Origin of the sequence: uncultured Sphingomonas sp. (assembly GCF_913778135.1) — a bacterium.
GTDB lineage: Bacteria > Pseudomonadota > Alphaproteobacteria > Sphingomonadales > Sphingomonadaceae > Sphingomonas.
In genome coordinates, this window is sequence record NZ_CAJYVU010000185.1 from 1 (window position 1) to 13,476 (window position 13,476).

14 protein-coding genes are annotated in these 13,476 nt (G+C 67.7%); 11 read left to right on the forward strand and 3 right to left on the reverse strand.

Annotated features, from left to right (window positions below):
- From QZ847_RS16065 to QZ847_RS16080, 4 genes are all read left to right on the forward strand, one after another.
- On the forward strand, positions 1-2,426 hold a 2,426-nt coding region (locus QZ847_RS16065; RefSeq protein ID WP_294358466.1), incomplete at its 5' end, for a D-alanyl-D-alanine carboxypeptidase family protein.
- Entirely contained in the window at positions 2,423-3,025 is a 603-nt protein-coding gene (locus tag QZ847_RS16070; protein WP_294358471.1) for a hypothetical protein, read from the forward strand. The genes QZ847_RS16065 and QZ847_RS16070, both read left to right, overlap by 4 nt.
- On the forward strand, positions 3,026-3,631 hold the full coding sequence (locus tag QZ847_RS16075; RefSeq protein ID WP_294358474.1) for a hypothetical protein: 606 nt from the start codon (positions 3,026-3,028) through the stop codon (positions 3,629-3,631).
- Positions 3,628-4,059 (forward strand): hypothetical protein, encoded by a 432-nt coding sequence (locus QZ847_RS16080; RefSeq protein WP_294358477.1) that lies wholly within the window; start codon positions 3,628-3,630, stop codon positions 4,057-4,059. The genes QZ847_RS16075 and QZ847_RS16080 overlap by 4 nt, the downstream gene beginning before the upstream one ends.
- Here QZ847_RS16080 and QZ847_RS16085 read toward each other — a convergent pair.
- Positions 4,046-4,381, reverse strand: coding sequence for a hypothetical protein (locus QZ847_RS16085; RefSeq protein WP_294358481.1), 336 nt, complete (start codon positions 4,379-4,381; stop codon positions 4,046-4,048). The two genes, QZ847_RS16080 and QZ847_RS16085, sit on opposite strands and share 14 nt — an antisense overlap.
- Positions 4,382-4,427: 46 nt before the next feature.
- Between QZ847_RS16085 and QZ847_RS16090 the strand changes: the two genes are divergently transcribed.
- From QZ847_RS16090 to QZ847_RS16105, 4 genes are read left to right on the forward strand one after another with little or no spacing between them, the layout of a single operon-like run.
- Positions 4,428-6,458 carry a hypothetical protein gene (locus QZ847_RS16090; protein WP_294358484.1) on the forward strand — a complete coding sequence of 677 codons (2,031 nt, stop codon included), beginning with the start codon at positions 4,428-4,430 and terminating at the stop codon, positions 6,456-6,458.
- A gap of 35 nt (positions 6,459-6,493) precedes the next feature.
- The gene (locus QZ847_RS16095; RefSeq protein ID WP_294358486.1) at positions 6,494-7,354 is read left to right on the forward strand and encodes a hypothetical protein; all 861 of its coding nucleotides are present in this window, start codon (positions 6,494-6,496) and stop codon (positions 7,352-7,354) included.
- Entirely contained in the window at positions 7,354-10,239 is a 2,886-nt protein-coding gene (locus QZ847_RS16100; protein ID WP_294358488.1) for a hypothetical protein, read from the forward strand. Before QZ847_RS16095 ends, QZ847_RS16100 begins: the two co-directional genes overlap by 1 nt.
- A gap of 14 nt (positions 10,240-10,253) precedes the next feature.
- Positions 10,254-10,478, forward strand: a complete 225-nt coding sequence (locus tag QZ847_RS16105) for a hypothetical protein (protein ID WP_294358490.1) — start codon at positions 10,254-10,256, stop codon at positions 10,476-10,478.
- Between the two features lie 13 nt (positions 10,479-10,491).
- Here QZ847_RS16105 and QZ847_RS16110 read toward each other — a convergent pair whose 3' ends face one another.
- Positions 10,492-10,773: a hypothetical protein gene (locus QZ847_RS16110; protein ID WP_294358492.1), complete on the reverse strand. Its 282-nt coding sequence runs from the start codon at positions 10,771-10,773 to the stop codon at positions 10,492-10,494.
- Positions 10,774-11,143: 370 nt separating this feature from the next.
- Here QZ847_RS16110 and QZ847_RS16115 point away from each other — a divergent pair, with 370 nt between their 5' ends.
- From QZ847_RS16115 to QZ847_RS16125, 3 genes are all read left to right on the forward strand, one after another.
- On the forward strand, positions 11,144-11,680 hold the full coding sequence (locus QZ847_RS16115) for a hypothetical protein (protein ID WP_294358495.1): 537 nt from the start codon (positions 11,144-11,146) through the stop codon (positions 11,678-11,680).
- Positions 11,677-12,078: a hypothetical protein gene (locus QZ847_RS16120; protein WP_294358498.1), complete on the forward strand. Its 402-nt coding sequence runs from the start codon at positions 11,677-11,679 to the stop codon at positions 12,076-12,078. The genes QZ847_RS16115 and QZ847_RS16120 overlap by 4 nt, the downstream gene beginning before the upstream one ends.
- A gap of 149 nt (positions 12,079-12,227) precedes the next feature.
- A complete protein-coding gene (locus tag QZ847_RS16125) occupies positions 12,228-12,758 on the forward strand; it encodes a lysozyme (protein WP_294358501.1) in 531 nt (176 codons plus the stop codon).
- Positions 12,759-13,195: 437 nt separating this feature from the next.
- Here the strand turns inward: QZ847_RS16125 and QZ847_RS16130 are convergent.
- On the reverse strand, positions 13,196-13,476 hold a 281-nt coding region (locus QZ847_RS16130), incomplete at its 5' end, for an HAD hydrolase family protein (protein ID WP_294352719.1).

Here is a 13,476-nt window from a genome sequence, read left to right on the forward strand (position 1 = left end):
CGGCCAGCGCGTTCCGCGGGCTGATCGCGGAGCAGGAAGAACTCGAGCGTCGCACGCGCGCGCTGCGCGCCGCGATCGACCCGGCGGCGGCCGCGCAGCAGCGTTTCGACAGCGAGATGGCGGAAGCGCGCTCGCTGATCAGCCAGAACGCGATCTCGCTCGACGAATATGCCGCCAAGCTGAAGATCGAGCAGGGGGCGCTCGATCTGGCCACCGACGCCAAGAAGCGGAACGCCAGTGCCAGCGCGCAGGCGCGCCAGTCGGGTATCATGCTCGGTCAGCAGGTGCAGGACTTCACCGTCCAGGTGAGTTCCGGGCAGAGCATCACTACCGCGTTCACGCAGCAGATCGGGCAGGCCGCGTTCGCGCTGCAGGGCATGGAGGGGCGGCTCGCCGGCGTCGCGGCGTTCCTGACCAGCTGGCAGGGTATTGTGCTGACCGTGCTGCTGACCGCGGCCGGGCCGCTCGTCGCCAAGCTACTGGAGGGTAACGACGCGCTCGCCGACGGCGTCGACAAGCTGCGCGAAGACGCGCAGGCCGCCGAGATCTCGCGCCAGGCCAAGGTACGGTTCGCGGCTTCGGCCGAGGGTGTTGCCGCCGCAATTCGCGACGGTACCGACGCGACCAAGAAGTCGATCGAGGCGACGAAGACCTCGGCCGAACAGGACAACATCGCCGCCAAGCAGGCGCTCCAGCGCGAGATCAACATCCGCAAGGTCACGCTGGCCTTGCTTGATCAGGCTAAGGCAGAAGCGCGGCAGGCGAACTCGACCAACTTCGGTGCCGCTGGCGGCGCCGGCGCGGCGGCTGCGCAGACGATCTACCGCAATCGTGTCGCCGACGTGCAGAAGATGGCCGACGAGCAGGCCGACCTGATCGCGCAGGCCGAAGCACGCGTCCAGCAGACGCGGATCGCTCTGGCGACCGAGTCCGCGACGCGCGCGGTCGATCCGATGGCTCGGATCAAGAAGGTCTACGACGATCAGGTCACCGCCGCGCAGGCGAAGGCACGGGCCGAGGGCACGGTCACGACCGAGCTGACCCGTCAGCTGACGCAGATCGAGCGCAACCGGCAGGCGGCGATCAAGGCCGAGCAGGACAAGCAGTCGGCGGCAAACAAGAAACCGACCGTCACCAACCAGATTGGGCGCAACGTGTCCCTCGCCGAGGGGCGCGAGATTGCCGAAAGCATCGGCGGCCACGTCAACAGCGACCTCCGCACCCGCGCCGAGCAGGAGCGGCTCTACGCGAAGTATGTCGCATATAAGAACGGCAGCGGGCCTTGGGCGGCGTTGGCGGCAAAGCCGGGTACCAGCAATCACGAACTCGGGCAGGCGATCGATGTCGCGAAAGGCAACGGTGTCACGCTCGCCAAGCTGATCGCCGCGTACCGTCAGGCGGGCGTCAAGCTGACCGAGGCGCTCGACGAGGGCAGCCACTTTCACGTCGCATGGAAGAAGACCGGTGGTGCCGCACGTGAGGCGGCGGCGGAGCGCACGGAGGCGGCGAAGAAGGTACGCGAGGCCGCCGCGGCCGAACGCGAACTCGAACAGGATCTGACCTCGACGGTGCGCGCTTTCGATCCCGCTCGCGCTGCCGCCGACGATTACGCCGCCAGCCTCGCACGGATCAGTGCGCTGGTGAGCAAGGGCAAGCTCTCGCTAGCAGATGGGCTCGACTATGCCCGCACCGCGCGCGTCCAGTATCTGACCGGGCAGAACGAGCGCTTCGCCGCCGACTTCAAGAAGATGTTCGGCGACACCGATCCGATGGCAGGCATGATGGACGCCGCCAATCGTGAGATCCGCAACAGCGTCGACGCGAGCGCCGATGAGCTGGATCGCCGCGCCAAGATCGCAGCTGCCGGCGTCGACGAGGTCCGTGCCGCCGGTGTGCAGCTGGTCGACGTGTTCGATCCGTCGCAATGGGACAGCTGGGGCAGCGCGGGCAAGAGCGTGCTCAACATGCTCAAGGGCGAGTTCATCGCGCTCGCGCTGCTCAACCCGCTGAAGAACATGATCAACGGCAACAAGAACCTGCCGACGCTCAACAGCGCGATCAGCAGCATCAGCAGCCTGTTTAGCAAGACGCCCGCACCTGGTCGCAACGCCACCGGCACCGAGCATTGGTCAGGCGGCATGACCTACGTCAACGAGAACGGCGGCGAGATCATGGACCTGCCGACCGGCACGCGCATATATCCCGCGGCGGAATCGCGCCGGATGATGGCGGCGAACGATACCGGTTCTTCGCGTCAGCGGGTCGACATCGGCCTAAACACCGACCTGTTCACAGCCACTGTGTCCGACATCGCCGATCAGCGTGTCGGTGTTCACGCGCCCGGGATCGCCGCCGGCGGTGCCGAGCTCGGCCGCGACCAGATGCGCAAGGCGCAGCGTCGGCAGATGGGACGGAGAACGCGGTGACGATCTACCTGCCGCCATCACCGCTGCCACGCTCCGCCTCGCCGTCGCCCGTCGTATTTGGCGGCTGGCAGACGCCTCCGACCGGCGGCGTCGAGACGTGGCTCGGCTTCATGGGTTCGCGCCTGTCGATGGCGATCGAGACCCCTAATCTGCTGCCGGAGCCGGATGGCCGACTATGGACCGCGGCGCTGCTCGACGCATGGCTGACCGGTGAGACGGTCGCCTGTCGGTTTCCGCAGCCCGGCTTCGTCATCGGCTCGCCGGGTCAGATCGTCGTCGACGGCGCGGGGCAGGCGGGCATGGTGCTGAAGGTGCGCGGCGCGACGCCGAACTATGGCTTCCGGCGGCGGCAGTTCTTCTCGCTCGTGCACGGCGGCCGGCGCTATCTCCACTACGTCCGCGAGAACGCCGGTGTCGGCGCGGATGGCCGCGCGACCGTGCCGATCGGGCCGATGCTGCGGGTCGAGCCTAGCGACGGCGACACGTGCGAGTTCGGCGTGCCGATCATCGAGGGCAAGCTGAGCGGTGATGCGAGCGGGTGGAAGATGATCCCCGCGCGCGTGCAGGGCCTGAGCTTCACGATCAGCGAGATCGCCTGAATGTCGCTGCTCGACCCCGCACTTGAGGCCGCGCTTGCCGCCGACCGTGCCACAATCTTCGGCGCGATTCGCATGGCGCTGCCAGGGCGCACCGTGCGCCTGCTGGTCGGAAGCGGCTTCGTCGACTTCCTCGTCGACGGCGTGCTCGAGCGGTTCAGCGGCGAAGATGAGGTGGTCGGCACCTTCACCGCGATCGACACGCTCACCGATGGACTAGGCGACGAGGCGCCGGCGCTGTCGTTGACCTTCACCCCGCGCGACGGTGTCGCCGCGGCGCAGCTCGCATCGGTGGCGATGCAGGGCGCGCCGGTGCTGTTGTGGCTCGGCGCGATCGATCAGGAAACCGGCCGCGTGATCGGTCAACCGCTGCTGCTGTTCAACGGCCTACTCGACACCGCCACGCTGTCGCTCACCTCGACCAGCCGCAAGGTCGAGTATGAGGTGACCTCGATCTTCGAAGACTTCTTCCTGTCCGACGACGGCGTGCGCCTGTCCGACAGCTTCCACCAGTACGTATGGCCGGGCGAGCTCGGCTGCGCCTTCGTCACCTACGTCGCGCAACAGATCTACTGGGGCACATCGAGCCCGGATGGAGTGCGGCGATGAGCCAGCCGGAAATGGTACGCCGCGTTGCGGCGGCCAGCGCGACGCGCGACCAGTTCATCGGGCGGCCGTTCCGCTGGGGGCGGAGCGACTGCGCGCGCCTCGCCGCCGCGCATCTCCGCCGCATGGGGTACCAGGTGCAACTTCCACCCTCGGGCAGCTACGGCGGTGCGAAGTCGGCGCTGAAGGCGCTCCGCGCGCGCGGGTACGACACGCTGGCGGCCGGGCTCGATGCGCTCGGGCTTGAGCGCATCCCGTGGTCAACCGCGGTCACCGGCGACATCGTCATGGGCGCATCCGGCGACGTGTTCGGTGCGCTGGGTATCAAGCTCAGCAACGGGCGATTGCTCGGCTTCCACGAGCACGCGCCCGGCGCGGCGATCCTGCAGGAAGTCGGCCTCGACGCGGCGTGGCGGGTCACCCCGCTTTAGGCGCGCACTCGGCGACTTGTTTCGCGGGCATCCACGAGCGCACGTGCGTGCCGGTGGCTGTGCGGTGTAGATCGACACGGTAAAGAATGGCGCCGCCGACCTCGGGAGCCTTGAACCAGATCAGCATCACGTCGTCAGGGCGGTCAGGTTGCCGATAGACGCTGGGCGCAGGTGCTTGCGGTAGGTCAATGAGGCAGCGTTCCACATCGCCGGCTTGAACCGCGCTGTCATACTCGGCGAGCGGCGGCCGTGATTGGAATTTAGCGATCGGCCCAGCGCTGCTGAGCGTCACCGCGGCAAGAACAGTCCAAAGCTCATTCATCGGCAGGGAGGGTACCGCCGTGTCACGCTTCCTTGCAACTGCAGCTATGGTTGTGGGCGGTGTCGCCCTTGTTGCCACTGGTGTCGGCGCTGCGGCCTCGATCGGTCTTCTCGGGCAATACGCAGCCGGCAGCGCGACGGCGGCGTTCGTCACCACCGCGGCCACCGTCGCGAAGGTCGCCGGTTTCGCCGCGGCCGCGTTGATGGCGACCAGCGCGCTGACGGCGCCGAAGGCAACCGGCGGCGGTTCGCCCGATCAGTGGAAAGCCGATCCGAACGCTGGCATCGATATCGTGCTGGGCGACGCATGCAACGGCGGGCACATCATCTACCGTCAGGCTTACGGCTCGACGAACAAGTATCAGTCGATCGTGACCGAGTGGTCGGTCGGCCCGGTGCAGTCGATCGATACGCTCTACATCGACCAGATCGCGCGGGGTGTTGCCGGCGGCATCGTCGATGTGCCGAACCGCGGGTTCGTGCTTGAAGCGCGCCAGCGCGGACTGTGCCCCGAGCCGGCCGCGCTGAGCCTTGGCGGCGCGATGCCTTACGGCTGGACCGGCGCGCATCGCCTGTCCGGCAAGGCCGCTACCATGATGCGGTTCGAGTACGACACGAAGGGCAAGAACACGCAGACGTCGATGCCGACCTGCGGTTGGCGCGGCAAAGGCGTGCTCTGCTACGATCCGCGGCACGACAGCACCTATCCAGGCGGGGACGGGCCGCAGCGCGCGGACGATCAGGCGACATGGGTATGGAGCGACAATCCCTATGTCGTCGCACTGACGTGGTGCCTCGGTTGGCGGCAGAACGGCAAGCTGATCGCGGGCGTCGGCCTGCCGATCACCGGCATCATCGTCGAGAACTTCGTCGAGGGTGCGAACATCGCCACGATCAACGGCTGGCGGGTCGGCGGCGTCAAATCGACGCTCGACGACAAGTGGGACGTGCTGACCGACATCCTGCAGGCGGGCGCAGGCGAGCCGCTTCGCCTGGGCGCCATGCTCGGCTGCATCGTCTCGACCCCGCGTGTCAGTCTCGCCACGATCGACCGCGACGCGCTCGCGCAAGGCGAGGTCAGCATCGTCGCCATGCAGGCGCGGCGTGATCGCATCAACGCGCTGGTACCGCGCTACTGGTCGGAGCAGGTCAGCACCGATCCGCAGACCGGCGTCACGACGACGACCTGGGCGGAGGTGCCCGCCGAGCCGATCATCGTTGCCGAGCACGTGGCCGCCGATGGCCGGCAGGTGCTTAAGGAAGCGTCGTTCCCGCTGGTGCAGGGTTTCGCCGGCCAAGAGCCGAAGCAGGTCGGAACGCTCGCGCGATACGCGATCGAGAACGCTCGCGAGTTCGGCCCGATCAACCTTCCGCTCAAGATCCGCTGGATCGGGTACAAGCCGGGCGATGTTGTGACCGTCGACTATCCCGAGGGCGGCCTGATCGGGCAGGACGTGATGCTTCTCTCGCGCGCGCTCGATGCGGCGAGCGGCATCGTGACCGTCACCGCGCGGTCGGAAACGGCATCGAAGCACGCGTTCGCGCTCGCGCAGACGGCGGTGCCGCCCGTGTCGCCTAGCCTCCCTGCCAATGCGTGGACCTATGCGGCTCCGGGTAGCAGTCGCGCTGCACATTGGATCCGTGCGCAGACGGTGCAGTTCCCGGCGACCACGACCGCCACGTCGATCACCGTCGTGCCGTTCAGCGCTACGCTCGATGACGGCCGCATGATCGATTTGCCCGCTGGCCAGATCGACGGCCTGGACGATGCGGCGACCTATCGCCTGTTCTACGCGCTGGAGGATGCCACGCCTGCTTTCACTGGCGCGACTGGGGAAGCGTTCACCGGGGCCGACGGTCAGGAGTTTGTCGGGATCATCCCGGCCGGGACCTACTACGCCGCCCCTTCCGACTCGCTGCTCGACGTTGCCAATCCGGCGTTCGTGGCCATCCGCCTCCTGACCACTGCCAACGCGGACGGCACCACCTATCCGCCGCCAGAAACCCCGCCGGCTGGCGACAGCGGCAGTGGGTCGGGTGGCGGCGGTCGCTACCAGCAGAACGTCCAGCTGCAATAATCCCGGCGCACGGCGCCACACCGGAGACCATCATCATGACGAGGATCCTCGCCGCGGCGCTCGCCGCGGTGCTGCTGACGTGCGCGCCCGCGGCCGCGCAGCTGGACACACGCACCATCGCGCAGGCGCAACCGCTCACCGGCACCGAGCGCATGCCCGCGGTCCAGGGCAGCGGGTGCACCGCGAAGACGACGCCGTGCGCGAGCGTGGCGATCACGCCATCGCTCATCTCGACGTTCCTGGCCCCGGTGTTCCAGCCGCTCGACGCCGACCTGACCGCGATCGCGGCGCTGACCACCGCCGACTTCGGCCGCCAGCTGCTCACCCGCGCAGATGCGGCGTCGACGCGGACCGCGCTCGGCCTGGGTTCGATCGCGACACAATCGGCCGGGAGCGTGGCGATCACCGGCGGTTCGGTGGTCGGCCTCACGACGCTGCGTACCAATGGACGCGCCACCATCGACGAGGGTGGCAACTTCGAGTTGATGGCGAACCAGATCTTCCCCGGCGACGTCTATCTCCAGAGCGGATTCGCGGGCAGGATAGAGTTCAACGCTGGCGGTGCTGGCGCGTGGAATTTCCAGACCGCGCCATCCGGCTCGGCAGGATCGGCAGTCACGCAGACCACCCGCCTGCAGATCACCGCTTCGAGCACGCGGCCGGGTGCGGACGCCGCCTACACCAGCGGCGAGGCGTCGCTACGCTGGTCGGCCACCTACTCGGCGCGCTACTGCTACAGCGCCACCGTGTGCGACTATGCAGGTAGCGGCACGCCGCTGAACGTCGTCGTCGCGGGCATCGGATCGACCTTTCGTCGCACCGATGGTGGCACCAGCACGACCTTCTACGTGAAGGAAAGCGGCGCGGGCGCGAGCACCGGCTGGGTGGCAAAGTGATGCGCACGGCAACGCTCCCCATCGCGGTCGATCGCTGGCAGCCTGCCACGCTGACCGTGCGCGTGGTCGGCCTCGACATGCGCGGCTCGGTCAACCGTCTGCAGGCGCGGCTCATCGCCGATACGCCGGGTCTGCCGCTGATCGATCTCACCGACGTGACCAACGGCGCCGCAGAGGGCATCCGCCTCGTGTCGGTCGCGATCGAGGATGGTCGACCGGTCTCGACCTTCAAGCTGCGGATCAACGAGACAACCGTCGAAGGCTTGCCGTTCGCGGGCGAGCGCGGTGACGACACGATCATCGGCTACGACTGGCAGACCAGCGTCGGCGGGAATCGCCGCCTGCTCGCGCGCGGACCGCTGACCGTCGTCGCGGGCTTCACCGGCGCGGACAATGCGCCCCCGGGGATGCCCTCCGGCTACGGCGGCTATCCCGCGCAGCGTGGCAGCGCGCCGTGGTCGACCGCGCAGCTGACCTTCAGCGACGACGACGTGACGATCTCGATCGACGGCACCGACCTGCTCGGCGTCGCGCAGGATCAGGCGCTCGCCGCCATTGGCCGCGCGCGCGACCAGGCGGTCGAGACGGTGCAGAACAGCACCAGCGCCGCGGCGGGCTATGCGGCTGAGGCCGCGACCAGTGCCGACCGCGCCGCCAGTCACGCCGGCATCGACGTCACCTTCGCGACCAAGGCGGCTGCCGCTGCCGCACAGATCGCTGTCGGCAAGGTGGTGCAGGTGCTCGTCGACGAGACGATGAGCGGCAGTCGCACGATCTACCAGAAGCGTGCCGACGGCTCGCTGGCGTTTATCGCGACGCTCATCGGTGCGGGCGACCTCGCCAGCACGGCCGCGCAGAGGGGCGCGGCTCTTGTCGGCTTCGACGCCGGCCGCACGGTGCGCGACGTTCTACTCGCCGCGCCATTGGAGCGGTTGATGGGCGCCGCGATGGCGGTGCTCGACCGAAACGAGTTCGCGGCCGACAGCTTCACGCCGTACAAGCGCATCGGTCCCGGTGCCGACTACAGCCCGACCGGGCAGTGGGTGTGGGATAGCGGCTTCTCCGCGCTGCTCGCGGTCGTGCTCGGGCAGGCGGCGCGCGCGAAGGCGTGGCTGCTCAACTGGCCCGCCAAGCAGAAGGGTGACGGCATGTACCCGTGCACGATCGGCCCGGGCTACAACGACAATTACAGCCAGATGCCCGTGCTCGCCTGGGCGGCGTGGGAGGTGTTCGCAGCGACGAACGACCTCAACTTTCTTGCCACCATGTACCCGAGCCTCAAGCTCAACTTCGCGTGGTGGCAGGCCGCGCGGATGGACGGCTCGGGGCTGTTCATGTTCGGCTCGTCGCGCACCGGATCGCCCGACGCGGGCACGATCGCGCAGGATCTGCGCTACGAAAGCGGCGAGGACGCCAACCAGGGCTTCTTCGACGAGCAATATGGCGGCGTGGAGGGCATGGCTGCCGACCACGTCAGCCCGGCGCTCAGCGCGCTGATGTCGCTCAACGCCGACTACCTCGCCCGCATGGCCAATGCGCTCGGCAACGGCGAGCAGGCCGGGTGGGAGACGCAGCGCGACGCCATCGCCGACCGTGTCCGCCGCTTCCTGTGGGACGAAGAGATGGGTCGCTTCGCGTTCCTGCTCCGCTCCGACCTGGCGAAAGGTGCGGGCAAGCTGGCCGTCGCTGCCGCGGCAGGTGCCACCAGCATCACGCTCGCCGATGGCGCCGGGATCGGCTTCGCGGTCGCGCGCGGCGCGAAGATTGTCGTCGGCGACGGTGTGGCGCAGGTGGCGGCCGACTTAGTCGGTACCGAGATGGTCATTCCGCTGATCGCGGGGCTGAGCGCCGCGGCGCCGAAGGATCAGCCGGTCTTCGTCCGCCCGATCCTCTACGCGGCGACGCTCTCGAATCACGCCTTCCCGCTGATGGCCAAGGTCGCGACGCAGGCGCAGGCGCGCCGGATCGTCGACGAGCACCTGCTCTACGCCTTCGACGGCACGGTCGCGGACACGTTCACCGCCTTCCTCGGGCGCGATTACACCAAGGCGTCGACGACCAAGGGCTATCTGCTCAAGTACAAGCACGCTGCATGGCACGCACCGCTGCCGGGGTCAGCGACCACGATCGGTGCAAAGGCGTGGACGCATGCGCCGGGTGGCGACGGCATCGTCGCGACGCTGTTCGCGCGCGGGCTCGCCGGTGATGCGCAGCGTCCGCTCGCCGCCATCCGGCCCGAGTGGGAGACGCCGCAGCGCTATCGTCCGCTATCGGCGTCGATCAGGCTGACGAAGGCAGCCGCTGCCGGCGCGGTGCAGTTGCTGCTGGGCGACTATCCTGCGAACGTCTTCGTCGCCAACGTCGAGCTGCCGCAGCCCGCCGGCGCGGACGGCGCGCGCGTGACCGTCGCGCTCGATCCGCTGTCGACGAGCGCCCGGCCGTTCTACGCCCGCGTGCTCCAGCAGGCGAGCGGCACCGCACCGATGACCGTGCACGCGATCACGCTGACAAGCTACCCGCGCGGCTTCGTATTCGCGACCGGCAAGGGCCTGATCGCCAACCCACGGCTGTCCGACTACGCGCGTGCGACCGAGACGAACAGCGACCCGGCGGACGGTGGCAGTGCGCCGCTGGCTTCGGATTACTGGAAGGGCGATCACTGGACCAACCTCGAGCTTGTCGCCGTGCTCGGCATGCTCGCCTACGGCATGACCGCGGAGGCGCAGCAGATCGGGCGGCAGGTGATCGAGCGCGTCTACCTCGACTATGTCCGCACCGGCACGCTCTACGAGCGCTTCTCGATGCGCGGGCAGGGCAAGGGCTCGCCCGACTACGTGTGGACCGGCAACGTGCTCAACATCGCGCGCGCGCTGGGGCTGTTCTGATGGTGGAGACGAGCATGAACGCGCCGCTGATCTTTACCGGTCACGAGGGATTCGCAGCCGCGCTGGTCGAGGCACTCGCGCCCTTCGCCGAGCGCGGCTGCACCATCCGGCACCGGCCGTGGAACAAGGGGCTGCACCTCGTGAAGGTGACGACGCCCGCCGACGACGACCTGCGAGCGGAGATCGGCGCTGAAGCTTGGCGCGCGGGTGTCACCTTCTACGAAAGCCACGCCGGCTGACACCGGCGCGGTCTCACACGCAGGACGTGACTCGCTCATCCTGTGCGGTCATGGCGCTCTGATCAGTCACAGCAACGACGGTCGGGTAGCCGCCCGGGTTCTTGGGCGCGGTGCGAGCCTGATAGACGGTGGGCACACCGCGCTCCCGGAAGCATGCCGCCACCTGATCAGTCGGCTTCGCCGACCAAATTGCGCCGTACGCGTCTTTCGGCATCGACGCGGGGCCGACCGGACCGCTCATAATTGCACATCCACTGAGCGCCACGAGCGCGCCTGCCACTACGATCGCCTTCATACCTGCCCCTTCTTGCTGTCCTGCCGACTCTAAGCTCGCCGGCGGGTGCCGAGGTTCCTTACCGCTGCTGCCTGTGGGTGACGAGCGCGGCTGCCGCAAGAGCCGCTACAGCACTGATCGCCATGAAGATCGCTGGCATTTCGTTACCTCTCACCGCCGACGTCGACCGCTTCGAAGGCGGCGGTCGGCTGCTGCGAAACTCCACCACCTGCTGAACAGGTATGCACCGCCAAGGCAGCACAACACGATCAACGCATACGCGACCACGACTCGACCTTCCATAGTGCCTCCTTGCCTTGGCTGAAACGCTACGCCCGACTGAAGCTACAGCAGCCCTGTTTTCCTTCCAACGCATCGCGGAGTCCCGATGATGAACAATGCGTCTCTTGCGACCAAGGCGGTCGCGAGTAGCCCGAGCACGTCCGCGCCAGCGGCGTTCAACGGGGTCGAGTGGTTGGTCGTGCTTAACCTATGGGCGATGACCGCGGCGTGCCTGCTCGCCTGCATGGCCGTCTATACGCTGGTGACAGACGGCCGGAAGCACCGCCACCTCGACGTGCCGGGCATCTCGCCTGCTCGCCTGTGGCGTTGGATCGGCATCCTATTCGCGACGGGCATAGCGCTGCGCAGCGGAGCCGAGGCGCTGACGCTGTGGGGCTGGGACACGACGCAGCCGGCGAAAACCGGCACCTTCCTGTTCATCAAGCGGCTGGTCGACCCGGTGGCCATCGCGTGCGGCGTTACCGGCATGATCCTGTTCATCATGTCTCTGCCCGGCATGCTGTCGCAGCTGCGACGCGAGCCGATCCCGATCGACATCTGGCAGTCCTGGCCGATCGTGCGGCGCATGCTGTGCGTCTCGGCCGTCTTCTTCGTCGCAGCCGTCGGCGTCACGGTGACGCGATGAGTCTGCGAGTGGGGGCACTCGCCGGCATCACCGCACCGGTCGCAGCGGCGGCCGCTACCATCACCAAGGGGACAGCTGTGAACGGTCCTGTCGTATGGCACCTGCTCGGCTACCCGTTCGAAGCCGGCAGCATGATCGCGGCGCTGTGCGCCTGCATCGCGGTGCGCTTCTACGTCGTGCAGCACGGCGCGGGCGCCAACCGCTGGCTGCTCGACATCCCGGTCTCCGCGCTGGCGCTGATGTTCACGGCCGGCATCATCGTGACCGTACGCCCGGCACCGCTCACCGCGCTGTTGTTCGGCACCGGCGTTGGCGCACTCGGCGCGGGCATCATCAAGATCGCGAAGGGCTACGTTGACCGCTGGTTCGGCGAGACGACGGGGCAGCCGCGCACCTGACCGACGAACGTCCCGCTCCGCTGAATAGAAGCGGGACGCCCCCGTAGAACCGAAGGAGATCGGTGCGACGCCAATCCTGTGGCGACACCGGCTGCAACACAAGGACACAGATGATGTTGGAAGGAAACGCCAACCTACGGGTGGGCCCAATGGCGCTCGCTCTCATCCACCACTTCGAGAGCTGTCGGCTGGTCGCTTATCCCGACCGGGTAAAGGTGCCGACTATCGGGTGGGGCATGACCTACTATCCCGACGGCCGGCGTGTGCGTCTGGGCGATCGGATCACGCAGGATCAAGCCGATAGCATGGGCGCGCAACTGCTTGAGCGAGACTTCGCGGGACCGGTGCGCAAGGCGCTGGGCACCGCGACGACCACGCCGGCGCAGTTCGGCGCAATGGTGGCGCTCGCCTACAACATTGGCGTGGGTCCGCTCTTCTGGCTGCCCGGCATGAAGAAGGGCTTCCGCCAGTCTGACGTGCTCAAGCGGCACAAGGCGGGGGACTATGCCAGCGCTGGCGGCAAGGCCGGTGACAATCCAACCCCCGGCGCATTCGGCGGCTGGATCCGTGCAGGCGGCGAGGTGCTGGCCGGACTGGTGCGCCGGCGTTCAGCTGAGGCCGCGCTCTACCGCAGCGATTTCGCCAACGTCGCCCGCTTCACGCATGGCGAAGTCGCCTGACCCATCACCCAAGGAGAAGACCCATGAAGATCAGTCTCGCCGCCATCTTCCGCATCGCGAAGGCGCTCGCACCCGTCGCGATCGCGCTCGCACCTGCCGTGAAGCACGCGATCAAGGAGGCGAAGAAGCCGGCCGCCTAGCGGCGATCCGACCGCACCTGCTGTAAAAGGGTATGCTGAAAGCACGGCAGGTGCGGTCGGCGACGCGGTGCGCTGGGGATCCCGCCGCGTGTCGCAAGGATGATGATTGCTGAGGCAGCCGCAATCACACGGTGCGTCGAACGTGTGTCTCAGTCCGCCAAATGGTTGCCCATCGAAGCAGGCGATCAAGGAGCCGAAAGAGCCGGCTGCGTGATTGCTCAGCCTCGTTTTTGAGCGCGGCGGCGAAGCCGCTGCCCAGTTTCGCCGGTCGCTCCATGAGTCAAATCTGCGCGTGCCTTACTTCTGGCAGGCGACGATCGTCGCGATCACCGACAGCGTGTCATGGGGATCGCGCACGCGAACAGTGTCGAGCCCGAGTTCCTTGGCCGGGTAATCGTTGCCGCCGGGGAAGATCGCATCGCCGATGAACATCATCTTGTCGAGCGCGATGCCGCTCTCGTCGCGCAGGCGCTTCAGGCCGTACGCCTTGTCGACGCCCTTCTGCGTGATGTCGATCGAGGTGGCACCACCCATGTTGATCGACAGTTCGGGCAGCCGCTGCTTGAGGTCCGCCTGGA